This is a genomic window from Candidatus Eisenbacteria bacterium (assembly GCA_016867495.1).
In the GTDB taxonomy this organism is placed as follows: domain Bacteria; phylum Eisenbacteria; class RBG-16-71-46; order CAIMUX01; family VGJL01; genus VGJL01.
Genome location: VGJL01000022.1, coordinates 1 through 26,833 on the forward strand (window position 1 = coordinate 1; position 26,833 = coordinate 26,833).

General features: G+C 67.2%; 20 protein-coding genes. 11 read left to right on the forward strand and 9 right to left on the reverse strand.

Going from position 1 to position 26,833, the window contains the following annotated elements:
* Nucleotides 1-465, reverse strand: a 465-nt coding sequence (locus tag FJY88_04405; protein ID MBM3286576.1) for a hypothetical protein, incomplete at its 3' end; no start/stop codon positions are given.
* Nucleotides 465-2,051 (reverse strand): long-chain fatty acid--CoA ligase, encoded by a 1,587-nt coding sequence (locus FJY88_04410; GenBank protein ID MBM3286577.1) that lies wholly within the window; start codon nucleotides 2,049-2,051, stop codon nucleotides 465-467. The genes FJY88_04410 and FJY88_04405, both read right to left, overlap by 1 nt.
* Nucleotides 2,052-2,181: 130 nt before the next feature.
* Here FJY88_04410 and FJY88_04415 point away from each other — a divergent pair, with 130 nt between their 5' ends.
* Nucleotides 2,182-3,033 (forward strand): dimethylargininase, encoded by an 852-nt coding sequence (locus FJY88_04415; GenBank protein ID MBM3286578.1) that lies wholly within the window; start codon nucleotides 2,182-2,184, stop codon nucleotides 3,031-3,033.
* Between the two features lie 39 nt (nucleotides 3,034-3,072).
* Here the strand turns inward: FJY88_04415 and FJY88_04420 are convergent, their stop codons facing one another.
* Nucleotides 3,073-3,675: a polyisoprenoid-binding protein gene (locus FJY88_04420; protein ID MBM3286579.1), complete on the reverse strand. Its 603-nt coding sequence runs from the start codon at nucleotides 3,673-3,675 to the stop codon at nucleotides 3,073-3,075.
* Nucleotides 3,676-4,213: 538 nt separating this feature from the next.
* Between FJY88_04420 and FJY88_04425 the strand changes: the two genes are divergently transcribed.
* The 4 genes from FJY88_04425 to FJY88_04440 are packed head-to-tail and all read left to right on the forward strand — an operon-like array spanning nucleotide 4,214 to nucleotide 9,586.
* On the forward strand, nucleotides 4,214-5,782 hold the full coding sequence (locus FJY88_04425; protein ID MBM3286580.1) for an aldehyde dehydrogenase family protein: 1,569 nt from the start codon (nucleotides 4,214-4,216) through the stop codon (nucleotides 5,780-5,782).
* Nucleotides 5,783-5,817: 35 nt separating this feature from the next.
* A complete protein-coding gene (gene trxA, locus FJY88_04430; protein MBM3286581.1) occupies nucleotides 5,818-6,150 on the forward strand; it encodes a thioredoxin in 333 nt (110 codons plus the stop codon).
* A 14-nt stretch (nucleotides 6,151-6,164) separates the two neighbouring features.
* Complete coding sequence (locus FJY88_04435) at nucleotides 6,165-8,702, forward strand: M28 family peptidase (GenBank protein ID MBM3286582.1); 2,538 nt, start codon at nucleotides 6,165-6,167, stop codon at nucleotides 8,700-8,702.
* Entirely contained in the window at nucleotides 8,699-9,586 is an 888-nt protein-coding gene (locus tag FJY88_04440; protein MBM3286583.1) for a hypothetical protein, read from the forward strand. Before FJY88_04435 ends, FJY88_04440 begins: the two co-directional genes overlap by 4 nt.
* Here the strand turns inward: FJY88_04440 and FJY88_04445 are convergent.
* Nucleotides 9,517-10,647 carry a L,D-transpeptidase gene (locus FJY88_04445; GenBank protein ID MBM3286584.1) on the reverse strand — a complete coding sequence of 377 codons (1,131 nt, stop codon included), beginning with the start codon at nucleotides 10,645-10,647 and terminating at the stop codon, nucleotides 9,517-9,519. The genes FJY88_04440 and FJY88_04445 overlap by 70 nt on opposite strands.
* 1,247 nt (nucleotides 10,648-11,894) lie before the next feature.
* Here FJY88_04445 and FJY88_04450 point away from each other — a divergent pair.
* Together FJY88_04450 and FJY88_04455 are read left to right on the forward strand one after the other, a co-directional pair.
* Nucleotides 11,895-12,341 carry a hypothetical protein gene (locus tag FJY88_04450; GenBank protein MBM3286585.1) on the forward strand — a complete coding sequence of 149 codons (447 nt, stop codon included), beginning with the start codon at nucleotides 11,895-11,897 and terminating at the stop codon, nucleotides 12,339-12,341.
* Nucleotides 12,342-12,378: 37 nt separating this feature from the next.
* Nucleotides 12,379-15,075, forward strand: a complete 2,697-nt coding sequence (locus tag FJY88_04455; protein ID MBM3286586.1) for a T9SS type A sorting domain-containing protein — start codon at nucleotides 12,379-12,381, stop codon at nucleotides 15,073-15,075.
* Between the two features lie 79 nt (nucleotides 15,076-15,154).
* On the opposite strand, the gene FJY88_04460 is transcribed toward FJY88_04455, so the two are convergent.
* Nucleotides 15,155-17,074 (reverse strand): DUF362 domain-containing protein, encoded by a 1,920-nt coding sequence (locus FJY88_04460; protein MBM3286587.1) that lies wholly within the window; start codon nucleotides 17,072-17,074, stop codon nucleotides 15,155-15,157.
* Between the two features lie 623 nt (nucleotides 17,075-17,697).
* Between FJY88_04460 and FJY88_04465 the strand changes: the two genes are divergently transcribed.
* A complete protein-coding gene (locus FJY88_04465) occupies nucleotides 17,698-18,933 on the forward strand; it encodes an amino acid permease (protein ID MBM3286588.1) in 1,236 nt (411 codons plus the stop codon).
* Nucleotides 18,934-19,004: 71 nt separating this feature from the next.
* Here the strand turns inward: FJY88_04465 and FJY88_04470 are convergent, their stop codons facing one another.
* The 4 genes from FJY88_04470 to FJY88_04485 form a co-directional block, all read right to left on the reverse strand.
* A complete protein-coding gene (locus tag FJY88_04470) occupies nucleotides 19,005-21,128 on the reverse strand; it encodes a T9SS type A sorting domain-containing protein (protein MBM3286589.1) in 2,124 nt (707 codons plus the stop codon).
* 176 nt (nucleotides 21,129-21,304) lie between these two features.
* On the reverse strand, nucleotides 21,305-22,402 hold the full coding sequence (locus FJY88_04475) for a flippase-like domain-containing protein (GenBank protein ID MBM3286590.1): 1,098 nt from the start codon (nucleotides 22,400-22,402) through the stop codon (nucleotides 21,305-21,307).
* Nucleotides 22,403-22,430: 28 nt separating this feature from the next.
* A complete protein-coding gene (locus FJY88_04480; GenBank protein ID MBM3286591.1) occupies nucleotides 22,431-23,438 on the reverse strand; it encodes a radical SAM protein in 1,008 nt (335 codons plus the stop codon).
* 9 nt (nucleotides 23,439-23,447) lie between these two features.
* A complete protein-coding gene (locus tag FJY88_04485; protein MBM3286592.1) occupies nucleotides 23,448-25,763 on the reverse strand; it encodes a tetratricopeptide repeat protein in 2,316 nt (771 codons plus the stop codon).
* On the opposite strand from FJY88_04485, the gene yedF reads away from it, so the two are divergent.
* The 3 genes from yedF to FJY88_04500 form a co-directional block, all read left to right on the forward strand.
* The gene (yedF, locus tag FJY88_04490) at nucleotides 25,720-26,259 is read left to right on the forward strand and encodes a sulfurtransferase-like selenium metabolism protein YedF (protein ID MBM3286593.1); all 540 of its coding nucleotides are present in this window, start codon (nucleotides 25,720-25,722) and stop codon (nucleotides 26,257-26,259) included. The genes FJY88_04485 and yedF overlap by 44 nt on opposite strands.
* Nucleotides 26,151-26,543, forward strand: a complete 393-nt coding sequence (locus FJY88_04495; GenBank protein ID MBM3286594.1) for a DUF3343 domain-containing protein — start codon at nucleotides 26,151-26,153, stop codon at nucleotides 26,541-26,543. Before yedF ends, FJY88_04495 begins: the two co-directional genes overlap by 109 nt.
* Nucleotides 26,540-26,833, forward strand: a 294-nt coding sequence (locus FJY88_04500; protein MBM3286595.1) for an aminotransferase class V-fold PLP-dependent enzyme, incomplete at its 3' end; no start/stop codon positions are given. The genes FJY88_04495 and FJY88_04500, both read left to right, overlap by 4 nt.

A 26,833-nucleotide genomic window follows, 5' to 3' on the forward strand; every position in this document is an offset into this window, starting at 1 on the left:
GTGGCCGAGAAGAACCCGCGCGGGATGAGCTTGCGCATTGACGACTTGGTCGATGAACGTCCCCAGGTCGCGAACATAGTCCTCGAATCTCTCGATGTGGCACTTGTCGCGTTCGCCGCCAAGCAAGGAGGACGAAAGACCCATTCCCCGATGATCCATCAGATAGAAGGAGTACCCGCTCGCGCGCAGATCGTAGACCAGCTCCGCGTACTTCAAGATGGACTCGGACTTGCCGGGCAAGATCACGCACGCGCCCCGCTCCGACGTCGCCTTGAGTGCCGCATAGGCGATGCTCGCGCCGTCCTCTCCCGGGAAGAAGCCGAATTCGCCCGTCTCGAAGTAGGGCAGGATGTCCTCGCGATAGGACTGTTCGAAGCGCTGTTCCGAAACCGAGTGAGCGGCAGAGCAGATTGCGGCGAGCGCGATCCACAGCAGAGGCGCGGCCTTTACGACGAATGACATCATCAGTTGTCAAGCAGGCCGCGCAGGTCGCGCCGCAGGATCTTTCCGGTCGGGCTGCGCGGAATGCTCTCCAGCCGTACGATCTTCCGCGGAACCTGATACGGCGCCAGGGATTGCCGGCAATGCGCACGCATGCGCGCCTCATCGAAAGCGGTATCGCCGTCCATTTCGACGAACGCGACTGGAACCTCGCCCCGATCAGGGTCGGGGATGCCGATCACGGCCGAGCTCTGAACGCCGGGATAGAGGTCGAGCACCTCCTCGATCGTTCGCGGCGAGACGTTTTCACCTCCGATCACCATGAGCTCCTTGATGCGCCCGGTAATGAAGAGGAGACCGTCTTCGTCGATGTGCCCGAGATCTCCAGTACGGAGGAATCCGTCCTCGTCGAGAGCCGCCGCGGTCTCCGCACCCGCTTTGTAGTAGCCCTTCATCAGGTTCGGTCCCTTGATCCGCACCTCACCTTCCTGATTCGCGCCCAGTATCTCTCCGGTAAGGGAGACGATCCTCTCCTCGACGCGCGGAAGCGGGGGGCCGACCGAATGCCGCTTGTGATCCTGCGGACGGCACCAGTTCGCCACGGGCGACAGTTCCGTGAGTCCGTAACCTTCATTCAAGGTGACGCCGAAGCGCTCGCGGAATCCGTCGAACACGCGCTGCGGCAATGGCTCGCCGCCCGAGACGAGAAAACGCACCGACGAGAAGTGCTCGGGGGTCGCGCTCTTTGCGTTGAGGAGTCCGTTCAGCATCGAAGGAACCGCGAGAAGAATGTGAGGGCGATGCGCGAGCATGAGTTCGAGAATCCGCTTGGGTATGAAGCGGGCGGTGTAGACCGCTTTCGCGCCGAGCCAGAGAGGAATGAGCGTGAGGACCGTCAGGCCGAAGCAGTGGAATTGCGGCAGGACTCCGAGGAAAACCGTTCGGCGAGGCAGGCGCGCCCACTCGATGCACTGCTGGATGTTGGCGATCAGGTTTCCGGCCGTCAGCATCACGCCCTTGGGCCGGCCCGATGTGCCCGAGGTGTAGAGCAGCGCGGCGAGACTGTCGTCGGTGGAGTGCAGGGGTTGCCTGAGAGGCGGAACTCCGCGGAACGACATCCGGTCGAGCTGAATCGACTTCACCTCGGGCGGCAGGTCTCCGAAGTGCTCGATCATTGGCGTAATCGTGACGACCGAATCGAGTTCCGCGTTCTCGATGATGTGCCGACGGTCGGCGGGGCTGAGCAGGCAGTTGATCGGGACGATCGTTCGTCCCAGCATCCACGTGGCGAGAATCGTCACAGGGGATAGACCCGAAGTCGGCAGCATGTACCCGATGTGGGGCCGATCGGTCGTCTGCTCGATCTTCCGAGCTAGGTGCAGGGCGGCGATGTACAAGGCGATCCCGCGCCATGCGCGGAAGTCATCCACCACGGCGGTGCGGAGCGGCGGAAGCAGCAAGTATCGCAACATCCTGTGAACGAGGGGCATGTTCCGCTCTTCCTTCCTTTGAGTCAGACGGGGGGGCGAGACGTCAGAGTGTGGGATGGATTCGAGAAAGGCAAGCAGTTCGAAGCGCTGGCCCAGCCCCATCGCTCGAGGGAGCGGCAATCGTCTGGCCCCACAGCCTCCTACGAATCTCCTCCTCGTTGGCGCCCTAGCCGCCAGCGTGAAACATGGTTAGGCTGATGCTCGTTCCCTACGAAGCCTCAGGAAGCGGAGGGTTTCCATGCCAAACGGGATGAAGGCGGCCGAGGCGAAGGAAGCAGTGCGGCCCGTGTGCGCAGAGGCGCCGGCAGGCGCGACGCCGGGTTGCGCGCGGCCGCGCTGGATCGCCCTCACGCGCGAGATCAGCCCGCGGATCGCCGAAGGCGAGTTGACCTTCCTGGCGCGCCAGCCGGTCGATCTCGCCCGGGCCCGCGAGCAGCATCGCCGCTACGAAGCGGCGCTCGCCTCGCTGGGGGCGGCGATCGCGCGGCTGCCGCCGCTGCCCGACTCGCCCGACGGGGTGTTTGTCGAGGACGTCGCGGTCGTGCTGGATGAGCTTGCGGTGCTCACCCTGCCGGGGGCGGCATCCCGCCGCGCGGAAGTCGATTCGGTGGCAGAGGGGCTGGCGGCCCACCGCCGCGTGCTCCGGATCGAGTCCCCCGGGACGCTGGACGGAGGAGACGTGTTGCTCGCCGGCAAGACCCTCTTCGTTGGCCGCTCGCGGCGGACGAACGAGGCGGGGATCGCGCAACTCCGCGAACTTACGGCAACCCATGGCTACCGCGTGGCGCCGGTGCCGGTGCATGGCTGCCTGCACCTGAAGAGCGCCGCCACGCGCGTCGCGCCGCGGACGCTGCTCGTCAATCCCGCCTGGATCGATCTCGCGCCGATGTCAGACCTGACGCTGATCGAAGTCGATGCGGCGGAGCCGCACGGGGCAAACGCGCTCCTACTGGGGGAGACGCTGCTTTACTCCGAGGGCTATCCGCGCACCCAAGAGAAGCTGGCGGCGCTAGGCATTCGTGTTCAGGCGCTGGATCTCTCCGAACTGGCCAAGGTCGAGGGTGCGGTCACGTGCTGCAGCCTGGTCATCCGCGTGCGCTGATCCGCGCCGGCTCGAGCGAGCGGTGTGCGCCTGTCGATTCTACTTCGCCTGCTCCGTGCCCTGTTCCACGCCCTCCACATCCAGCAGGATCTCGACGATCTGGCCCACCAACGGACTGCCGCCGATGATCCGATTCCATGCCATGCCGAAATCCTTCCGGTCGATCCGCGTGCTCGCTGCGAACGCGATCCGGCTCTTCCCCTCCATGTCCGTTGCCGCTCCCCTGAACTTGGCCTGAAGGACGACCGGGCGGGTTACTCCATGGAGGGTCAAGTTCCCGGCGATCTGGAACTCACTCCGGTCCGAGGCAGTCACCTCGGTGCTCTCGAACAAGATCTCTGGATACTCCTGCACATCAAGGAATTCGGGGGAACGGAGGTGTTGGTCCCGGAACGAGTGATTGGTGCTGATACTCGACGCATCGATCCGCACCTGGACCTTGGACGCGCTCACCTTCGTCGGATCGAACTCGAGGGTTCCGCTGAACTTCTCGAAGTGTCCCTGTACGGTTCCGATGCCGAGATGTGTCGCGTTCAAGCTGATGGTGGAATGGTCTGGGTCAAGCATATAGACCGCGCCTCCCGCGCTCGTGGTCAGGAGGGCAATCGCGACGGCAGCCAGTATGATCTCAAGTGACTTCAAGGTCTCCTCCACAGTTGATGAAGCAGGTGATGAGGCGACGGCGCCTGACACGTTGTCGCGGCGAAGAAGGCCAACTCGTCGTCCGTCTCACCCCGGCCCAATCGAATCCTCGTCAATTACCGCTCCACGCTACCAGTTGCAGTGGCATCGGGCAACGAAGTCGTGTGCGAGGCCAGCGGGCGGACTCGTGGTCGGGTTTCGTGAGACGTCCATGCAGGGTGACATGGGCGAACTCGGAGTGGCTTGAGTCTGCGTGGTCAGCTCGCGATGCGCTGCCCCAGGGCAGTGTCCTCTAGGATCGCAGCCGGATGAGAGCGCGAGGACGCCTGCCCGCGTGCAGCGACCTAGGGCATCGTCTGTGCAGTGGCGCTCGAGCCGGCTGCTTCATGCCCGGCCACCGAGGCGCTCAGTGCGAGGAAGCTGAACCTCGAGCTTGCCGACCTGCTCTGAGCGTTGGGCCACCTCCTTCGAAGAACTGACGGGCGTCTCGGGAGAATCACGCGAAGGAGATTGGCTGGATCCGCCGCGCACGGATGCTATGCTTGTAAATTGTGGCGCTGGCGGGAATGGGCCCGCGGCGGGGAGGTGGAACGTGCAGGATTGGCTCAAGTCTCTTGGAATCCAGGAAGTGAACTCCGGCGTATGCGACGGGCGCTGGGTCGAGAAGCCGGGCGGCGGGGAACTCGTCAGCGTCTCGCCGATCGACGGCAAGCCGATCGCGCGCGTCCTCCAGGGAAGCGAGGCCGACTACGAGCGGGTCATGGACAGCGCCCTCGACGCGTTCGGGTCCTGGCGCATGCTCCCCGCGCCCAGGCGCGGGCTTGTCGTAAGGGACATCTGCGACGAGTTGAGGCGCCACAAGGAGCCGCTCGGCCGTCTCGTCACGCTCGAGATGGGGAAGATCTACACGGAGGGCCAGGGCGAGGTCCAGGAGATGATCGACATGGGGGACTTCGCCGTGGGGCTCTCCCGCCAGCTCTATGGCCTCACGATGCACAGCGAGCGGTCGCGACACCGGATGTACGAGCAGTGGCACCCTCTCGGCGTTGTCGGCATCATCTCTGCCTTCAACTTCCCGGTCGCCGTCTGGAGCTGGAACGCGATGATCGCCGCCGTCTGCGGCGACACGATGATCTGGAAGCCCTCCTCGCTCACCCCTCTCACCGCGGTGGCCACGCAGCAGATCGTCAACCGCGTGATGGATGCCCACAACCTCCGCGGGGTCTTCGGCCTCGTTGTCGGCCGCGGCTCGACCGTTGGAGAGAAGATGATCAACGACCGGCGGGTTCCCCTCGTCAGCGCCACCGGCTCGACCCCGATGGGGCGGAGGATTGGCGAAGTGGTGGGAAAGCGCCTCGGGCGCACGATCTTGGAGCTGGGAGGGAACAACGCGATCATCGTCATGGACGACGCAGACCCGAAGCTGGCCCTCCGCGCGATCCTGTTCGGAGCCGTGGGGACGGCGGGGCAGCGTTGCACGACGACCCGCAGGATCTTCTTGCAGAAGGGGATCGCCGAAGGTTTCACGAAGAAGCTCGTCGACTCCTACAAGACCATCAGGATCGGCGATCCGCTCGATCCCGGGACCGTGATGGGCCCCCTCGTCGACGGCGACGCGGTCGAGACGATGATGAAGGCCCTCGACGCGATTCGCGCCCAGGGAGGCGAGATCCTCTACGGAGGCAAGAAGCTCGACCGGCCGGGGCACTACGTCGAGCCGACGATCGTGAAGGCTCGGCCAGGCATGGCGATCGTGAAGGAGGAGACCTTCGCTCCGATCCTCTACCTGTTCACGGTCGACTCGCTGGAGGAGGCCGTCAAGCTGCACAACAGCGTCGATCAGGGGCTCTCGAGCGCGATCTTCACCCGGAACCTGCAGGCGGCCGAGGCGTTCCTGTCGCACGAGGGGAGCGATTGCGGCATCGCCAACGTGAACATCGGCACTTCCGGCGCGGAAATCGGCGGCGCCTTCGGCGGAGAGAAGGAGACTGGCGGCGGGCGCGAGGCCGGAAGCGACTCGTGGAAGGCCTACATGCGCCGTCAGACTTGCACGATCAACTGGAGCGACGAGCTGCCTCTCGCGCAGGGAGTGCAGTTCGGGGAGTAGATCGAGGACGGGTTCACTGAGCAAGGAGAGATGAGATGAGCGACCCGATACGCGTCACCGACGCGAACTACGAGGAACTGATCGAGAAGAGCGCGAAGCCCGCCGTCCTCGACTTCGGCGCGACCTGGTGCGGGCCGTGCAAGGCCATGGATCCGACCATGGCCGCCCTGGCCGGCGAGTACGGCGACCGCGTCGTCGTGAGCAAGCTGGACATCGATGAGGCCCCGAGCCTGGCGCAGCGCTTCGGCATCCTGTCCGTCCCCACGATCATCTTCTTCAAGGGCGGCAAGGAGGTCCATCGCTTCTCGGGAGTCCAGTCGAAGGACAAGATCGCGGCTCTGATCCAGAGCCACCTTCTCGCTGGCTGAAAGAAAGCGATCGGATGCGGCGCCGCCGCGTTCCTGGAGCGAGGGCCGGATGGAGGGCGGTCTCCGTCCTCCTGGCGATCGCATGCCTCGCATCCGCGGCGTCCGCGCAGGAGAATGATCCCTCGCGGGCGGCAAGCGTCCTCTATTTCCTCGGCACCGAGGACCTTGATCTGCTCGAGGCGGCGGCCGCGCGGGGAGCGCCGCCGGTCTGCGCGATCGACGGCTACTCTCTCGCGTGGGGTCCTCCTGAGCCCGCGGCATCCCTGAAGGACCTCGGCGTCGCGTTCGAGATTCTCGGTCCGAGGAGGAGCGATCGCGCCTACGCTGTGGTCTTCATCCGCGGCCGGACGCCGTCGGATCCGGGGGAAGCGTTGGCCGGTCTCGGTTCCGTGCTCCACCGGGGTCGAAGCACGGCGGTGCTCGAGTACGATCCCGCCGTGGACGAACGGCTCTGGCGCTCCTACTCGATCACGCGCGTTCCGGAGCGGCCGATGCATCCCGCCGCCTTTGCCCGCTCGACCATCGCCAAGGCGCCCGCCGAGATCGATCCGCTCCTTCTCTCGCTCATCGAGCAGGTCGGTGAGGCGCGGCTCTTCGAGACGGTGCTTCAGATGCAGAATCTCGCCCCGAGGATCAGTCCCGGCCCCGGCGCCTTCCAGACGGGGGAGTGGATCCGCGCGGAGTTCCTCTCCTACGGCCTCGTCGATGTCTCCTTCTTCGACTACAACCACTGGAGCGACAATGTCGTCGCGGTCCAGCCGGGCAAGCGAAATCCCGAGGAGATCTACGTGATCGGAGGCCACTACGATTCCTATTCTCGGGACGGCAGCGCCCCGGGCGCGGACGACAATGCCTCCGGAACGACGGGGGTCCTGGAGGCGGCCCGGATCCTCGCGCCCCACGAGTTCGACGCCACGATCGTCTACATCGCCTTCTCCGGAGAGGAGCAGGGCCTGGTGGGAAGCAACGCGTGGGCGGAGGATGCCAGGCAGCGCGGGCTCGACATCAGGGGGATGATCAACCTCGACATGCTCGGGTACGTGGCCACCGGCCACAGCGCCGATCTGGATCTCATCTCCAACGCGCAATCGCAGGCCCTACGCGACTTCATCGTGGCGACGACGGCTCTCTATCTTCCCGACCATCCCGTGGTGGATGGCGCCCTCTCCGGAGGGAATTCCGACCACTACCCGTTCTGGATGAACGGCTATCCGGCCGTCTTCTTTTTCGAGGACGCGGGTTCCTACAGCCCCTACATCCACACCGCGAGCGATGTGATCGGGACCTCGATGAACGACTTCCCGTTCATGAGGCGCAACGTGCAGACGGCCATCGCGAGCCTCGCCTCCCTCGCGCGGCCGCTCCGCGTGCGGATCGAGCACGACCCGATCGTCGATCCGGCCTACAGCGCCGGCGGCTATCCCGTGATCGCATCGATCCGGAGCGTCGCGCCGCTTCTCGAAGACAGCCTTCGCGTCTGGTTCCGAGTCGATGGGGGGGAGCGGGGATGGCTCGATCTCTCGCCGGGCGATTCCTCCGGCGTCTATGTCGCGCGGATCCCCGCTTGCTCGACGGGCTCCCTCGTGGATTACGCGATCCGGGCACGCGACATCGAGGGAAGGACGGCCTGGGATCCTCCCCAGTGGCCCGCGCTGACGCACCGCTTCGTGATCGGCCTGACGGCGGCTTTCGAGGACGGATTCGAGATCGATCGGGGCTGGAGCGCCGGCGAGGAGGACGACACGGCCGAACGGGGGCGCTGGGAGCGCGCGGTCCCGGTCGGGACCGGAGCCCAGCCGGCCGCGGACGCGCGCGGCGACTCGAGCGGATTCTGCTACCTGACCGCCAACGGAACCCCGGGCGGGGAGATCGGAGAGGCGGATGTCGATGGCGGCCGCACGACCCTGACCTCTCCGAGGATCGACCTCGAGCATGCCGTTCGCGTGCAGGTCGAGTATGCGCGCTGGTTCGTGGACGAGACCACCGACGACGACACCCTCGAGGTCCTGGCATCGAACGACGATGGCAGGAGCTGGGTCGCGCTCGACCGTGTGACTCGGGGCGGGCGCCGGTGGCGCATCGCGCGCCACGAGCAGGTGGAGGCGCTGCTCGCTCCATCGGACAGCATGAGGTTCCGGTTCATCGCGCAGGACGTAGGGCTGCCGTCCCTGGTCGAGGCGGCCATCGACGACTTCAGGGTGCTTGCCGCCTTCGTCGAGCCAGGGCCGGAGCCGCCAGACGGAGACGGCGGTCCCGGCCTGACTCTCCTCTGGCCTGTCCCGTTCGGGCGCGATCTCTCGATCGGCTACACGCTCGCGTCGGAAGCGGCCGCCCGCCTCCATGTCTACGATCTCCAGGGGCGGCTCGTCGCTCGCCTCGATGGGATCCCCCAGGGACCCGGTCCCCACACGTTTCGGTGGGAGGGAGCCGACGCGGAAGGAAGATCCGTTGCCTCCGGGGCCTACTTCGTCGAGCTCATCTCGGATGATGGGATGCGAAGCACGGCCCGCGTCGTGAAGATCGAAGGGTCGAGCCCGAAGCGAGAGGAATGACGGGTCCCGAGCGTTCCGGCGGCGACGCCGTGGTTCTCCTCGCCCCGCTGTGCGTCGATGAGATCGTGACCCGCGGCGGGCAAGGCTCTGTCGGCGTAAGGCGCGTCGCGCCGGGAGGAGTCGGGCTCTACGCCGCCTGGGCCCTTGCGCGGCTGGGCGCGCGCGTCATCCTCCACACCCCTCTCGCCCGAGCGGATGTCGGCCTCCTCTCGGCTCTTCCCCCCTCGGTCGAGGCGATCGTCCATCCTACGCGCGAGACCACCCGTTTCCGGATCGAGATCGACCCGGGGGCTCCCGATGAAAGGCTGCTACTGGCGATCGCCGCGTCGGATCCCTTGGACCCCGACCGGCTCTCGGGGCTCGGCGAGTCCGCCTACATCCTGCTCGGGCCGCTCCTGCCGCGCGATCTCTCGAGGGAGATCTCCGATCGGCTCGCCGCGGGCGGACGCCCGATCGATCTCGGCATCCAGGGCCTGGTCAGGGATGTCGCTCCGGACGGCACGGTGCGCATGAAGCCGGCGATGTCCCGCCCTTCTCTGCAGCCGCTCAGGATCGTCGCGGGGGACGAGGCGGAAGTCGCCCTGTTCTCTGGCGTGTCGGATCTTGAGGCGGCGCTCCTGGCCCTCGTCCGCGACTCCGCGCGCGAGGCGGTCGCCACGGCGGGGAGCAAGGGAGCGCGGATTCGCGTGCGCGGGGAGAGCGCGTCTCATCTGATCGCGCCGACTCCGGCGCGCACGGGCGGAGGGCGTCCGGTCGGCCTCGGCGATACATTCCTCGCGGCCTACGGCTGGCATCGGGAGCGCGGACAGGCTCCTCAGCGCGCCGGAGCGCTCGCCGCCTCCGCTGCCGCCGCGCTCCTCGAGGAGGGGCTTCCGGCGGCGTGAGAGTCCGCGGACTGCGGCGCCGGCTCCGACGCTGACTCCGGCGGCTGCGGCGGTCTCAAGTCCTGCCGCAGCGAGAGACCGCGCGCGATCCATCGCAGCTCCTCCGGGACGATCGTCGTCGCGCCGGCGTCTTCAGGCAGGCGTCTCCAGGGCGCGCGCGCGCCGAATGCGTAATCCCCGAAGATCACGACGGGCGTTCCATGCCGCAGAATCGCGAGTCCATCCTCCGAAAGCTCCCACTGCTCGACCCACTGGTAGATCCACCTCGCGTCTTCCTCAAGCAGGCGCACGCAGGAGTGGCTCGCCGGACGTCCCGGAAGGTCGTACTGGTGGAACGAGACTCCCGTGAGGTTGTCGAGGTTCACGTACCAGGTGAGAAGCCACTCCTCGTTGACGGTGCTGGCGCGCTCCTTGTCCTTCCAGTTGGCATGGTAGAGACCGGCCGGTGTCGGCGATTCCCTTCTCCCCGTGCTCGTCGGCCCCCAGCGGACGAGGTGTCCTCCCTCGTAAGCCGCGAAGGCCTGCACGCGCAACGAGACGAACAGGCAACGCGCTACGCTGTCGATCGCAGCGACCTCGCGCGGGAAAGGGGAGAGGATCAGATGATCGAAGGGCGCCAAGGGAACGATCAGGCTGTCGCCCTTGCGGACGTGCGCGAGGTCGAGTCGATTGAGGCGGAGCAGGTCGAGAAAGGAGGCGGCCCCGAGCGAGTCGCGCATCGAGCGGAGGGTGGCGGGGCCGGCGACATGGACCCTGCTGTAGCTCATGGTCCGCTCGGCGGGAGCGATCGCGGCCGGGGGAGGGGCGGTCTCCTCCGGCGCGCGCGGAGGAGAGGGCTCGCAGCCGGTCGCCGCGCGCAGGAGCAGCGCCGCCCAGCAGGCGACAGGGATCAGTCGCGCCAGCAGGCTATGTGCGCGCATGGAGGATCTGCGAAGAGGCGGAAGGAGCCTCCGACGTAGAGCCGGTCGTCGAGACAGAGAACCGCGAGGACCGATGCGTATTCCCTCCCCAGGGGGGGAGTGAGGATCTCGCCGAAGCCGCTCCATGCGGCGCCGTCCCATCGAGCCAGGCCGGCGGCTGGCACCGAGCCGGCGTGATCGAACGTCCCGCCCACGATGAGCGCGCCCGGGCGCGACGCGAGGGCGCTGACGCTCGGACCGTGTTGGGAGTTCAAGGAGGAGACGCCGGCGCCGATGGGACCCCAGCTCGAGCCGTCCCACGCAGCGAGGCACGAAGCCCGCCGGCCCTCGAGGTCGTCGAAGAGGCCGCCCGCGACCAAGCGGTCTTCGAAGCTCGTGAGAGATCCGATCCACCAGAACGACGAGGAGTCTTCAAGCGCGCCGCCCAGCCGACTCCAGCTCAACCCATCCCAGCGGTAGATTCCCCTCGGGCCGAACCACTCCATCGACCCCGTCGCGGTCGATGCGATCAGGTCGCCGCCGTGGACGCCCAGCGCGGCGATGGAGTAGCCGCCCTCCTCTTCAATCGACTCCAGGGGATGCCACGCTTCTCCATTCCACCGGGCGATCGAGGGGGCGCCGATCCCTCCGATGGAATCGAAGCGGCCGCCGGCGATCAGCTCGTCCTGATAGACCGTCAGGCCCGAGATCCACCCGTCCGTCCCGCTCCCGAGCGCCGTCCAGTCGGTTCCGTCCCACCTCGCCAGGTCCTCAATCGGTTCGCCGCCCGCCGCGTCGAATGTCCCGCAGACGATGAGGGCGTTCTCATAGACAGTCATGGCGGAGACGCGCGGTATGCCGCCTCTCCACGACAGCCCCTCCCCGAGCGCGTTCCATCGTCCGCCATCCCACTCGGCGACCCCCGCGGCCGCCGTCCCGCCCGCGTAAGAGAACTCCCCCGCGGCGATCAGCCGCTCCCTGTAGACGGCAAGGGCAGTCACGGGTCCGTCCATCCCCGGCGGTCCGAGCGCCTGCCATCCGGGAGTCGCGGGAGGCTGCTCGGGAGATCCATCGTTGTCGCACGCGGCATGCGCAAGCGCCCAAAGGGCGATGACGAGCGGCATCGCGAACGCGCGGGCGCGGCGCGCCCGTCCGACTCCTGGCGTGGCAGAGGAAGGAGGCCTCCCCGTGGATCTCATCGGAGTGGATCTTATCCGGCGATCGCCTGGGTATCCAGATGGGTTTGGCTGGATCCGGGAGACGAGCGGAAGCGACAGGCGAGCGTCGTCGATGGGACGAAGCCGCTCTAGATCCTCCCATGCGCCGGTGATACCTTCGTGCTTGTAGACGGTCCATCGGGAGATCGAATCTCCGGGGAGGGTCTCTCGAGGACGTCGGGGAGGTGCAGGATGGCCAGCCATCGCGTCCTCATCGGCTTCCTGACGCTGGCGTCTCTGCTGGCGATCGTCGCGTGCGACGAAGACAAGGAGACGCCCAACCAGCCGATCCCTCAGTCGACGGTTCGATTCACCGCTGCCGCATTCGATGGCTCGGAGGGGCTGCGCAGCGTCAGCGTCCACCTTCGCTGCGACGCTGCCGTCGCAGCCGCCGTCTCTGTCCGATGCGCCACGAGCGACAGCTCGGCGACGGCGGGAGAGGACTACACGGGCATCGACAGAAGCGTCGCCTTCGCGGCGGGCGACACCGCCCAGACGGTCTCGATCGACGTCATCGGAGACGGGGTCGTGGAGGGGGACGAGACCTTCATCGTTTCCCTCTCCGCGGAATCGGGACCCGTGAAGATCGGGTATCCGGGTCGGGCCGTCGTCAGGCTCCAGGACGACGACAGCAAGTAGCGCGGCCGAGTCCCGGCAGGGGTGGACGGAGGGAAGGATGTTTCGCTGGCGGCTCTTCCTCCTCATCGCTTTGCTCCCGGGCGGCATCGCGGGCGACGGGGCCTCCTTCAGTAATCCCCATCAAGAGATCCTGGTTCGATTCCCTCCCGGCCTGACGGTTGCCGATTTCCTGCGAGAGCAGGCCGACAGGAACCCCGACCTCGAGCTGGTCGGGATCGGAGAAGCCGAGGCGCGCTTCGTCTCCAGGCCTGAGATCACCGACGATCTCGCCCGCCAGGGGCACACGATCGAGATCGTCCGCCCTGACCTGGAGGCGTTCTACTCCTCGCGACAAGGCAAGCTCGCCGACTACGGAGTCTGGCACACCTATGTCGAGACGCTCGGCGAGCTCCAGGCGCTGCACGACGCGCACCCCGATATCACGACCGCCCCTTTCTCGATCGGCCGGTCGCTCGAGGGGCGCGAGATCTGGGCGATCAAGGTGTCGGACAACCCGGACGTCGACGAGCCGGAGGCCGAGGTTCTCTTCGACGGCGTCCATCACGGGCGCGAGATCATGACAGTCGAACTCTGTCTCTTCCTGATCCGGCACCTGTGCGAGAACTACGGATCCGACCGACTGGCGACCGATCTCGTGAATCAGCGGCAGATCTACTTCGTCCCGATCGTCAATCCGGACGGATTCGTCTACAACGAGGCGATCGCCCCGAACGGCGGGGGGATGTGGCGCAAGAACCGGCGCCCGGGAACCGTGTGCGACGGCGTCGATCTGAACCGCAACTACCCGATCGGGTGGGGGGGCAGGGGATCCTCGGGGAACGGCTGCGATGAGACCTATCGCGGCCCGAGCGCCGCGAGCGAGCCCGAGACGCAGGCGATGATCCGTTTCATCAACGGACGCCGCTTCGTGACCCACGACACGATCCACTCCTTCATGGGCGCGATCCTCTACCCGTGGGGGCACACGGGGACCGCGACGCCGGACGAGGCCCTCTTCCAGTCGATCGCCGCGGCAAGGACATCGGAGAACCGTTATGCAATCGGGCGGCTCGGCGTAGCCGGCTGCACATCGGACTTCGCCTACGGGGAGCAGACGACGAAGCCGAAGATCCTGAGCTTCCTCACGGAGATCGGCGGCACCGGATTCTGGCCCGACCCGAGCGAGCGCGAGGGGCTGTTGCGGGAGAATCTCCATTCGATGCTCCACCTCGCCCTGGTCGCCGGCTCGACCGCCAGAGTCGAGAGCCTCGCGGTCCGCGCCGGCGAGGAGGAGCGGAGGATCCATCCCGGACAGACGATCGAGCTGGTCGCCCGGGTCGTGAGCGAGGGGTTCCTGGGCGATTCGGCGGACGTGCGGATGCGGCTGCTGTGCGATGATCCGTATGTCCAGCTTCTCCGCGCCTCCGCCTCGGCCGCCGATCTTCCTCCGGGAGGGAGCTGGACGAACGCCTCCGAGCCGTTTCGTTGCGCGATCGATCGCGCATGTCCCGAGGGTCGGATGGTGAGCTTCACCGTGGCGGTCGACATGGATGGGGGTTTCGCGGACGCGACGCCGTTCGCCTTCCGTGTGGGGGCCGTCCAGGCCATCTACGCGTCCGACTTCGAGGAGGACCGCGGCGGGTGGGTCGTCGATCCGATCCATACGGCCGCGGCCGGCGCGTTCCAGCGCATCGATCCCAACCCGACGGCCTTTCAGCCGGGCGGCGATACGACGCCCGATCCGGGGAGTCGCGCGCTCGTGACCGGGCAGAACCAATCGGAATCGGACGGGGACGTCGATGACGGGATCGCCGCCACCCGGTCGCCCGACTTCGATCTGTCGGCCGCGCCGGGCGCGCGCCTCTCGCTCGAATACTTCTTCGGGCAGAGGGATGGCGGCGACGATCCGGGCGGTGACTGGTTCCGGATCGAGGTCTCGTCCGACGGAGGGCTCTTGTGGATCCCGTTGCTCGAGATTGGGGATGTTCATCAGGCGCCCCAGTGGCGGAACCTGACGGCGGAGCTCGCAGAAGTGATCGACCTGACCGATCGCGTCCGCTTCCGGGTCGCCGCCTCCGACGGACCGGGGGAGGGGGACATCATCGAGGCCGGGATCGATGACTTCTTCCTGCTTCTCCCCGGAACGGAGAGCCGGCCTCCGTGGCCGCCGGAGGCCGTGGCGCCGGATGGCGAAGCGGGCGCGCCGCCGCGCCCGACCCTCACGATCCGCAACGCGCCGGATCCGGATGGGGACCTTCTCCGATATGGGTTCAGAATCTTCAGCGACTCCCTGCAGACGCGGCTCGTCGTGAGCGCGGATGATATCCCCGGAGGATCCGAGGGACTGACCTCCTGGACGAGTCCGATTCCCCTGGAGCCGGGGGCCTACTGGTGGCGCGCCTATGCCGCCGACGGGGAAGCGCGAGGGCTCTATAGCCCTCTGGCGGCATTCGAGGTGACGGCTTCGCTTCCGGAGGAGGATCTGAGGTCGATCCACCCAGAGCCGAATCCGTCGCGGGACGGAACGCGCATCCTGTACTTCCTGCCGCGCGCGCTGGCGAGTCGCGTGTCGATCTATGATGCGCAGGGCAGAGAGGTCAGGAGGCTGTGGGGCGCCCCGAGCGATCCCGGCTGGAACGTCGTCGAGTGGGACGCCCTCGACGATGCGGGCCGCCGCGTTCCTTCGGGAAGCTACTGGGTCCGCGTCTGGACTCCGGAGGGGACCCGGACGGCTCGTATCGTGCGGATCAGGTGATGGAGAACGGCGTGAACCGCGCGTCGGGGGGTCGGAGACGGCCCGGAACGCGGGAGCGGATCGCCCGGGCGTTGCTTCTCTATCGAGCCCGGATCACCGAGGTCGATCGCTCAACGCCTTCGGCGAAGAGCCTCACGAAGTAGACTCCCGCCGGCACGGGCCGTCCCGCGCCATCGCAACCGTCCCAGGGAATGCGGCAGTGTCCCGCCGGGAATCCGGCCTCGCGGAGGCCCCTGATCAGCCGGCCGGCGACATCCGTGATGGCGACCTCCCCGCGGGCGGGCCGGGGAAACCACATCCTGATCGTCGTCTGCGCATCGAAAGGATTCGGAACGCACGGCGCAAGCGAGACGGCGGCCGTGGGGGCGCCCGCGCCTTCGTCAACGCCGGTGGGTCCGCCGCGGATGACGAGCATCTGCGCGGGATTGCTGATCCCGAGGGAATAGGGAGCTTGTGAGGCTTGCTCCACCCAGGGGCAGGCGTAAGCGGACAAGCCGCGGGCAGCCCGCTCGGTGTTGATGAAGTCGCGGCACCAGTACGCCTCGGTCGCCGGGTCCGTGGTGAAGAGGATCGTGTTGGGACTCCGCTCGGGGAATGTGTTCCACAGCAGCGGCGGTTCCCAGGGCCCGCCCTGGTAGGTCCCGCGGAGGGCGCTTGTCACCACCAGGCATGTCTTGTTCTTGATGTTGGCGTTTGTGTTCACTGTGAACATTCCCGTGATGTCGTTGCAGAGGTCCTGGGGGCAGAGCGATCCGTAGTGGTTCTTGAAGGCGGTCGTGATCTCGTGGTTTGGATAGCCGGCATGGGCCTTGAGCACAGGGATGTTGATCACATAGTCGGCCTGCAGGATGAAGTTCGACAGCCTGTGATCGTCGTAGACATAGTAGGTGGAGCTGCAGTTGTTCGTGCTCGTGATGTACGGATACCGGCCGCCGAAGGTGAACTCCTCCTCATCGTAGTCGTGCTCGACCAGGTTCGTCTGGACATCGTAGATCGTGACCCGACTCACATCGTAGCTGCCCCCGAGCATCCGGGAGAGTCCGGAGACGACCCCCCGCACCACTTCCCAGCGGGTGTCGTTGGGCGCCAGGCAGTTCACTTTGACGGCGAAGCGGGATCCGCTGTGTAGCCCGGGGAAGAGCGACTCGAAGGCGGCGGCCGTGTCGCCGATTCCCGTCAGCATCTGCACGCCGCGGTGGACCACCTCCTCGACCCTGTCGCGGGCGATGACGGCCTGATGGCCGTTCATGGCCGGGTCGCGGAAGATGACGATCCGCCCGGGCATCGCGTTGCCGCGATCCTCCGGGGCAGCGCGAGCGGCCTCGGCTTCGCCGAAGAGGGGAAACGACAGCGACCCCGCCGATGAGGCGGCGGCAACCGTGAGCTTGAGGAACTCGCGACGGCTCCTCTGGATTCTGTGGAGCCTCTCGTCGGGTCCGCCGTCGCCGAACTCGCGTTCCGTCATCTCGCCTCTCCCTTCCGGGGATGTCTCCTCTATTTTGCCGCCGGCTCTCCGGGGAGAACGGCGGGGCGGGTCTATCTGAAAACCGCCTTCACCTCTCCCCAGCTCCGATGGTCGGTCGGCGTGGCCTGGTCCAAGAGCCGCACGACCTCCTCGGCCGCGCAGCGGGCATGGGGGAGCGCGTCCTCTCCCCCCGAGTGAACCAGAACGATGGCGAAGCAGCACCTCTCCCAGAACTGCAGGCTGACCAAGCCAAAGGCGATCCGGTACCGCGCCGCCCCCGATCCGGACCAATCCGGCAGAGGATCGCCCGAGCCGCTGTTCTCGTCGTGGAACAGAGCCTCCGCGTTCTGCGGCGATCCCTGGTTGTAGATGCTGAGCTGCATGCGCGCCGGACTTCCCGCGACCGTTCCCGCGTAGTCCTGGAACGCGCCCGACACGAAACCGTGCTGGAAGAAGAGCGGCGCGCCCCCGTCGATCACGAGCTGAAGCTCTTCGAGCGTGCGGGCCGTCGCCGGATCTCCATCGAGGCTCCATCCGGGGCAACTCTCCCCCTCGGGAAGGAGGCGGAGCGGATCGACCGCGGCGCAGTCCGCCTCGCAAGTCGAGACGAAACCGGTTGCCGCGACGAGGAGGAGGGTTGCAAGCGCTGCATCCGGCTTCCCAGCGAGGGTCGCGAGCATCCTCAGCGCCACGCCTGCCTCCTCTCCCGGATTGGTTCGCTCCCCTTTCGCATCCAGGGTGCGCGACGGGTGAGCCAATTGTAGGCGGGCCGGCCGGGCCTGACAAGGCCGCGGCGGGGTCATGCCGCGGCGGGGTCACGGCCGGGCCGGAGCCTAAGGCCTCCGCAAGTGGCGGGACCGTGGTAGACTCGTCGCGGCCCGATGCTCGAGGAGCATGCGGCGAGCGACGCCGGCCGCTGGCGCGCGGCCGCCGGCATGCGGGCGAGGAGAGTGCGATGAGAAGTCTCACGAAGCGCGCCCGATCCCTCCGGGCGGGGATCGGGCCCGTCCCCACGGGCCCTGCGGCCGTCGAGACCGATCTCTGGAGGCGGTTCGCCCTTGCCGGCTAGCCACCCGGAGCGATCGGGAGCGACGCAGCCCGGCGGGCTGATCCGGGCGATCGGTCTGGGCGGGCTCGTCGCCTACGGAGTCGGGGACATGCTCGGCTCCGGGATCTACGCGTTGATCGGCAAGGCGGCCGGGGCGATGGGGAGCGCCGTCTGGCTCGCCTTCATCGCCAGCATGGTTGCGGCCCTGCTGACAGGACTGTCGTACGCCTCTCTCGGGTCCCGCTACCCCAGAGCCGCGGGTGCGGCCTATGCGACCCACAAGGCCTTCCGCGCGCCGCTTCTCTCCTACGTCGTGGGCCTCGCGGTGCTGGCGTCCGGACTCACATCGATGGCGACGCAGTCGCGGGCGTTCGCGGGCTACTTCTCGGGACTCGTCCCGGGAGTGCCGCACGCGACGATCATCGTGGGCTTCATCGCGGTTCTCGCCCTGGTCAACTTCTGGGGCATCCGGGAGTCGATCGGCCTGAACGTCCTCTGCACGGTCGTCGAGGCGGCGGGGCTTCTGATCGTGATCGCCGTGGGCGCCCGCTTCTGGGGTTCGACGAGCTACGTCGAGCCGCCCACGGGACAGCAGCTCGGGCTCTCGCTCGTTCTCTCAGGCGGGGTGCTCACCTTCTTCTCGTTCGTGGGATTCGAGGACATGATCAACGTGATCGAGGAAGTCCGCGATCCGAGACGCATCTTTCCGATCGCGCTCATCCTGTCGTTGGTCCTGGTGACGCTGCTCTATGTGGCCGTGGCGGTTTCCGCCGTCTCGGTCCTTCCGCACGGGGAGCTCGCCGCGTCCCAGCAGCCCTTGGTGGATGTCGTGCGAAGGGCATGGAGCGGTTTCCCGCCGCGACTCTTCTCCCTCATCAGCCTCTTCGCGATCACGAATACGGCTCTCCTGAACTACATCATGGGATCGCGCCTCCTCTACGGGATGGCCAATGAGCGGCTCGTCCCGCGATTCGTCGGAGCGGTCCATGCCGGGCGCCGGACGCCGCACCGCGCGATCCTCGTCATGATGGCGATCGCCCTCTGCCTCGCACTTCCATCGAGCCTCGCGAACCTGGCCCGCGCCACCGCGGTTCTTCTGCTGGGCGTCTTCGTCCTCGTCAACGCGTCCCTTCTGGTCCTCCAGAGGCGAGCGGGGGAGCCGAGGGGATTCGAGGTCTCGCCGCTCGTGCCCGCCGGGGGGATCGCGGTGTGCGGGGCGCTCCTCGCCCATGCGAAGCGGGCGGAGCTGTGGACGGCGGGGATCCTGCTGGCCGGGATCCTGACACTCTATCTCGCGATGCGCTTGGGCGCCGAGCGGTCGCGGAAGCAGGCTCGGCTCCCCTAGGCCCGCCTCAGCGTCGCCCTGCGCCCCGCTCCGGCCGGGTCAACGCGCCTTCGAGATGCGGCCAGACCTTGCTAGTCGATCCGCAGCTGCTTCGCGGTGCGCTCGTCTTCCCCCGCGCGGAGCTTGATGAAGTAGACCCCGGCGGCGACGCGCGGGATCCCTATGCCGGAACCGTCCCACAGCACCTCGTGGGGGCCCGCGGGCAGCCTTCCCGATGCGAGACTCGCGACACGTCTTCCCGCGACATCGTAGACGGCGAGATCCACCGACTCCTCGCGGTCGAGGCGGAAGGTGATCCTCGCTCCGCCATGGGACGGGTTCGGCTCCACGGCGAAATCGGGCGTCTCGACCGCATCCGGCGGCTGCTCGACCGCCCCCGTCTCGCGCACGGCTCGATAGACGCCCCCCTCGTCCAATCCCGCGAAGTACTCGTCGTCGCCCACGGCGAACGCCCTCACGATGAGCCAGGGTTTGAGCCCATCGGTCTCGAGAGACCAGGTCTGTCCCGCGTTGGTCGAGAGGAACAGCTCGCCCCTCGTTCCGGCGAGGAGCTTGTTGCCGTCGCTGGCCATGGCGAAGACGATCTTGTCGCCGAGCCCCGTGGCCTCCCACGCCCCTGCGACGGAATTCCATCGATACACGCCGTGGGACTCGAGCCCGACGAAGAGGGTCCCGCCGTGCGCGACGAGCGACCAGTCACGGAGCTCCGGCAAGCCGGCGTTCATGGCGACCCACTCGGTGGCGCCGTCGGGAAGCGCATACACGCCGTGGTCCTGCACGCCGGCATAGAGGGACGTGCCAATGCGCGCCAGGCCCCGGATGAACCCCGGCATCCCGTCGCCGACTTGCGCCCAGCTCTCGCCGCCGTCGTCCGATGCCCAGACCTCGCCGCCCCACGTGCCCGCATAGAGCAGGGGAGGAACGCTCCAGAGGACGTTGACCCCGTTCCACACGAAGCTGGTCTGCGTCCACGAGACCCCCTGATTCGTCGACTTCGAGACGCCTGCCCATGTCCCCGCGTAGACCGCCCCTTCGTGCGAGAGGATCGTGAAGACGAAGGGATTCCAGAGGCCTTCGATGGAGAGATTCCAGTTCTGGCCTTCATCCGGAGAGACGTGGATGCCGCCCCCAAAGGTCCCCGCGTAGACCCTCTCGCCGTCGGTCGCGAGGCAGTGGACACGGGGCGAGACGAGGCCGTCGCCGCGCCAGGTCCAGGATCCCGCGTCGGGATCGTACGAGAAGGCCCCCGCGCCGTACGTGCCGGCGAAGGAACTCGTCCCCCGGGACGTCATCGCGCGAACATCGCTGTTCCAGAGACCATCGTTTACCGAGCCCCATTGCTGCATCGCCCAGTCGTATCGGTAGACCCCGCCTCCCATGAGGCCGGCGTAGAGGTCCTGATCGGCCTCGACCGTGACCTCGACATTGTCGTCGCCGAGGCCGCTGTTCCACGGCGCCCACGCCGCCTCGTCGCAGTCGAGGACATAGACGCCGCCTTCATGGGTCGAGAGGTAGAGCGCGTCCCCGGAAGACCGGATCGACCGCATGCCAGCCGTCGTCGGGAGTCCCGCTTCCCACCGGCTCCAGACCGCCGTGGCCGGATCCAGACGGTAGAGGCCCGCGTCGAGGAGGGCGTAGAGGACGGTTCCCCGCAGGGCGAGCCGCCGCACCCATGACTGCGGTAGCCCATCATTGACATAGCTCCAGGCGGCGCCGCCGTCATCCGACCGGGCCACGCCGAACTGGCCGCCCGCGAAGACGCGCTCTCCGTAGCGGCAGGCGACGAGCGCGAGGATGATGGGATACCCTTCGTTGGGGAACGCGCCTGTGGCGTACCAGGTCATGCCGTCGTCATCCGAGCGGAAGACGCCCCCTCCCCAGGTTCCGGCGTAGACGGAGGTGGCGCTGGCCGCGAACGATTGCAGCGCGTAGTTGCAGCACGGCCACGTCAGGCCATCTTCCGCCGACGCCCACGACATCCCGCCGTCGGTCGACCTGTACAATCCGCCATTCTCCGTGCCCGCCAGAATCGTCCCTCTGGGGGTCGTGAGCATGCTGAGAATCGTGGCGCCCTGAGGACCTTCCGTCCACGTCCAGGCGAGCGACCGCGCTCCTGCCGGGTCGCCGGCAATCCCGAGCGCGAGCGCGCAGGCAAAGAACAATGTCCCGAGCTTGGTGATGGTCACGGTCTTCATGGTTGCGGCCTCCTTCCTGATCGCCGCCTCTCGGCGCCAGCGATTATAGACCCGATAGGCCCATCGAACAAGCGACAGGACGAGGGTGCGGCAGGACGAGGGTGACAGGACGAGGGCCGCGCCGATCTCGCCGGTCCCAAACAGGGTCGACCGCGCCCGAGGTCGATCGGGCGCTCTCAGTCCTCGGTGGTTCCGGCGGGCGCCGTCGCCTCCGAAGGCGCCGTCACCCCCGCGGGCGCCGCCGACTCGCGCGGCGATTTCTCCACGACCAGCCCCAGCAGGACCAGCGCTCCAAGAAGGACTCCGAAATAGGTCGTGACGAATCGCCAGAGGACCGCGAAGACGGGGATCGACGCCTTCGGCAGAACGAGCGCCATCACAGCGGCTATGCCCGTCTCCGCGATGAAGCTCGCTCCGGGCGTGGGGGCGAAGTAGAGAAAGAAGATGATCAGCATCTGGAGCATGACCATCTCCCAGAAGCCGGCATGGATGCCCAAGCCTCTGACGATCACATAGGCGACGAGGCATTTGTTGAAGTAGAGGACGACCGTGAGCAGGTAGTTCCAGACGAGCGTCAGACGTCCTTCCCTCCAGTAGACGCCGACATGCGTCGCGTATTGGTTCAGGAAGTCGAGGACGGACGCCGACCATCTTCCCAGGCGTTTGCTGTGACGGGGCAGGATCCTGCCGGCGAGCGCGAGAAGGCGCGCGATCATCCTGCCGAAGAGGATCGGCTTCACCAGGAGGAGAATGAAGAGCGCGAGGGTCACATAGAAGGTCGCGCGGCTGACGTCCAGCACCGTCAGGAGAGGGCCGGCGGCGGGCAGCCGCGATGGGATCACGTTCAGGATCCAGACGGCGCACAACAGGAGGAAGGAGAGGGTGGCGCAGAAGTTCAGAACGCTCACGCAGACGCCCGCGGCGTAGGGCACCCCGTAGCGGTTGAGGACATAGAGCTGCGCCGCCCCGCCTCCGGTCTGGAAGGGAGTCGCCGCGGCGAGAAAGATGTTCGCAAGGTTCGCCTTGAAGCAAGCCCAGAACCCGCGAGGAAGCAGCCGGCGCGTGAAGATGTGGATGCGAGCCGCCCCGGCGAAGAGGTCGACCGCGATCAGGACGACCGCCACTCCGAGATAGGCCAGATGGAAGCGGGCGAGGCACCGTAGGGTCTCGCCGCTTCCCGTGAGATAGAAGACAGCGGCGATCCCGAGGATCGTGAGAACGAGGAAGAGCCGGATCCCGCGCAGGAGACTCTTGCGCTGGAGGACGATCTCCATCAGGCGGCCATCGCGCGGCGGGGCACGGTCAGCGACCGTTTCGCCGCCTGCGCATCTGCCCCAGGGCGCCCACGGCGTCGGCGATCAGGGTGCCGATCGACTTCTCCGTGTTGGTCCTCATGCTGACCGAGCAGCCCCCGCACTGGTTTCCCTTCGAGAATCGCTCGATCAACTCGCTTCGGGTCTCGAAAGACACCGCCTGCATCGCGCACGGGGCGAGTCGGCCGTCTGGATTGACGACCAGCGATCGGTAGCCGGCGCGGCAATCGGGCAGGAAACTCCCCCGCGCGAAGAAGTCGTAGTACCGCCAGAGGGACGACTCGGTTGTGAAGATCCTTCCCGTTCTTCGCTTGAAGTCGATCAGGTGCTCGATCTGCTGTCTCAACCGCGGGAGGTCCTCGGGCCGCGGGGAGTGATCGGCATTCCCCGTCCGGAGCGGCGTGTAGGCGCTGAAGTTGATGGAGATGTCCCACTTCACTGCGTGCTCGGCCAGGGCGGGGAGATCGTCGATGTTCTGGCGCCGGATCACGCTGATCAGGGTGATGTCGTGGTTCCGGTGCGCCGCAAGCGCCGGGAGCAGGCGCCCGAGGTGGGCGTAGAGTCCGGGGATTCCCCTATTGTCGTCGTGTCTCTCGTCGGGGTAGTCGAGGGAGATGGAGAACTCGTCGACGCCCAGCCTCTTCAGCTCGAGGTACTTCGCTTCCGTCAGGAGCTCCGCGTTGGAGACGAAGACCACGTGGGGGAGTCCGCCGTCAGGCTTGATCCGTCTTGCTATCTCGAAGACATCATCGCGGAGGAGCGGCTCCCCGCCCGAGATCTGGGCCACGAGAGGCTGGAGTTCTCGGACGAGTTCGCCGAAGCGTTCTGGAGGGGCGAGCTTCTCGCCGGGGATCGGACCTCCCTTGTCGCAGTGGGCACAGTTGCAGTTGCAGGAGTGGATGACCTCGAGCGAGATCGCCAGGGGTCTGCCCTGGATGAGATTCCGGGCGCCGCGGCAGGCGAAAACAAGGGCGCGCTCCGCGCTCATGCTCGGCATGGTCGTCCCTCACTTGAGCCTTGCGAGAAGATCCCTGGCATCCGCGGCCTCTTTCGCTCCCGGGAACCTCCGGAGCAGATCCTCCGCAGTCGTCCGGGCGGTCTTCCTGTCACCGAGCTGCATCAGGCTGTTGGCGCGAAGGAGAAGCGCTCCGGGGATCCGCGCGCTCTCGGGGTAGCTCTGCTCGAGCCGGGCGCACTCCTCCGCCGCGCGGGCGAAGTCCCCGCTCTTGGCATGGGCCCAGGCGGTCGAGTACTGCGCGTCGTCCGCCCACTCGGAGGATGGATGGGCGGAGATCATCCGGGCGTATTCCCTGATCGCGCCGGCATAGTCCCCCTGGCGATAGAGGCACTCGGCGATCGAGTACTGCGCCTCGTCCGCGAACTTCCCTGGCGGGGAGGTTTCGAGGCAGCTCCTGAACGCGGTCAAGGCGCCTGCATAGTCCTGCTGGGCATAGAGGCAGAAGCCGATCCTGTAGTGCGCTTCAGCGACGAGTTGCGAGGTCGGGTGCGCGGCCAGAAACTCGCGGTAGGCCCGGACCGCGGAGGAGAGGTCCTTCTGCTTCTCGCTGCAGTAGCCGATGGCGTATCGGGAGTCATCGGTCCACTCCGAGGACGGGTATCGGTCGACGAGGACCTGATACTCCGTGACCGCTCGCGCGTAGTCGCTCTGGCGGAAGTAGGCCTCGGCGATCGCGTGCTGGGCGTCCGCGGCGATCGCCGACTCAGGGTTGCGCGTCAGGTACTCGCGGAAGCCGGCGATGGCGGAGGCGTAGCTACCGAGCCGGAACGCCTCGAGCGCTCTGTCGTAGACGCGCTTCGTCTCGCGATCGAGCTGCGCGCGGGCCGCGAGGGGATCCGGCTTCGGATGTTGTTCCTGAGGCGAGGCGGTCGGCGGTTCGACCGGCGTCTGCGGCTGCGCTTGCGGAGTCTGTACCTGCGGCGGTGGAGCCTCCGCCTGTTCGGCCTGAGTCCGAGGTTGTTCCGTTCGTTCCTGCCTCGACTCGGATGGCTGGATCGGGATCGCGATGCCCGATCGGGTCTCGACGCCTCCGGTCTGCGGCGTCTCGCCCGTGGAGGGCGAGGGTCGAGCATCGGCGCGATCCCCCTCTGGTGACGCGGCCGCCGAGGGCGCTCGCGCCGTCGGGCCCCGCGAGCGCTCGGCCCTCGCGGGTTCCTCTGTCCCTGCCCGCGGTTCCGGTGGGGCGGCAGGGGGCCGCGCCGGCGTGGCGGCCTCTCCCCCCGCGTCCGACCCCGGCGGGAGAGAGCTCATCCGCTCGCCCCTGTCCGTCCCAGGCCCGGGCTCCGATGCCGGCGCCGGCGGCGCGGCGTCATCCGGCGATCCCAGGCCCGCCGTCCTTGGCCCCTGGAGGACGCGGACGATGAGCACGGTCGCCACCGCCGCAACAGCGCAAGCGCCCAAGGTGAGGGAGAGGCGAGAGAAGAGGCGCGAACCCTTGCGCGGACGGCGGATCGCCGTCGTTTCGGCGGGGAGGTCGATGGCCCGCAGCGCCTCGGCCATCTCTCCCGCCGACGAGAATCGCCTCTCCGGCTGCTTCTCGAGCGCGCGCTCGACGATCCTCGCCAGGGAAGCCGGAACGTGGGGCGCCAGCGTGGCGAGAGCCGGAGGAGTCGCGTCGACGTGCTGATAGGCGATGGTCATGGGGGTGTCGCCGACGAAGGGGACCCGACCGGAGAGCATCTCGTACAGCACGACGCCCAGGGCGTAGATGTCCGCCGTCCCGGTCACCTGGGTGCCCTGCACCTGTTCCGGCGCCATGTACTTCGGCGTGCCGACCATCGTCCCGGTGTCGGTCCTGAACTTCGATCCCGCCATCGCGGCGATGCCGAAATCGGTGACCTTGACGCGGCCGCTCGCGCGATCGATGAGGATATTCTCGGGCTTCACGTCCCTGTGCACGATCCCGCACCGATGGGCCGCGTCCAGCGCCAGAGCGACCTGTGTGGCGATGTCGATCGCCACGCGCGTCGGCAACGGTTCGCGGGAGGAGAGAATCGCGCCGAGGCTTCGCCCGTCGACGAACTCCATGACCAGGTAGTTCTCGCCCGCGTCCGTCTCGAGATCGTGGATCGTGACGATGTTGGGGTGATTGAGCCGGCCGAGCGCTTCGGCCTCTCTTCGGAACCGCTGGAGGTACTGCTCGTTGTCGCTCAACTGGGCGGGAAGGAGCTTGATCGCAACCGTGCGGCCGAGCGAGCGCTGGATCCCCTTGTAGACCACGCCCATACCGCCGCGGCCTATCTCCCCGGAGATCTCGTACTTGCCGTGCAGGATGCTCCGGGCGGGTTCGCCGAAGTCGTTCACGATTCCGTATCGTATGGGATGGCCGATGGAGCGTCAACATCGCGCCCGCGCGGGCCTCGCGGCGCGCCTGTCCGCTTCCCAGATTCGGCCAAGTGCCTCTAGACTCCCCCTATCGGAGATAAGGAGGTCATGGGATATGTCGAACGAAGGCGGAACGAAGGGCGCGCGTGTCGTTCTTCTCGCGAGCGACGGGATAGGATCCGGTTCGGATGACCTAGGCAGGATCCTGATGAGGTCCTTCCTCAAGACCCTGAAAGACGCGCCCTCGCGACCCGATGTCATCATCCTCCTCAATGCGGGGGTCAAACTCGTTGCGGAGGGATCGGATCTGCTCGACGATCTCCGCGCTCTCAAGGCGCTCGGCGTCGATCTCGCGGCCTGCGGGACATGCCTCGACTTCTTCCATTTGAAGGAGAAGGTCCGGGCCGGAAGGGTCACCAACATGAGCGAGATCGTCGCGACCCTCATGGCGGCCGAGCGGATCGTGCGCCCTTGAGCGAGTCGGCGAATCGGGCCGCGCCCCGGGGGGAGAGAGACTGCGTGATTCTCTTCGACTCGATCCATCACGTCGTCGCGGCGGAGAAGGTTCTCAAGGAGCGCGGCGTGTGGATCGATCTCGTGCCGGTGCCGAGGGTTCTGAGCGCCGATTGCGGTATGGCGATCGCCTTCCACCCGGCCGACCTCGATCTCGTCCTCTCGCATCTCTGCGAGGCGCCCCTTCGCTGGCGCGAAATCCATCGTCCGGAGGGGGACGGATACGGGAAGGTCCCGACACGATGATCTACTTCGACAACGCCGCCACGGCGGGGAAGAGGCCGCCCGAGGTCGGACGGGCGATGCTCCATGCTCTGGAGGACATCTCCGCCAACCCCGGGCGCAGCGCGCATCGACTCTCGCTGGAGGCGGCGCGGCTCGTGGCGGGGGCGCGGGAAGCGCTCGCGGGGCTGATCCACGCCCCGGACAGCAGCCACGTCATCATGACCAAGAACGCCACGGAAGCGATCAACCTCGTTCTCTTCGGCTCGCTGCGGAAAGGGGACCGCGTCCTCGCGGGTCTGCTCGAGCACAAC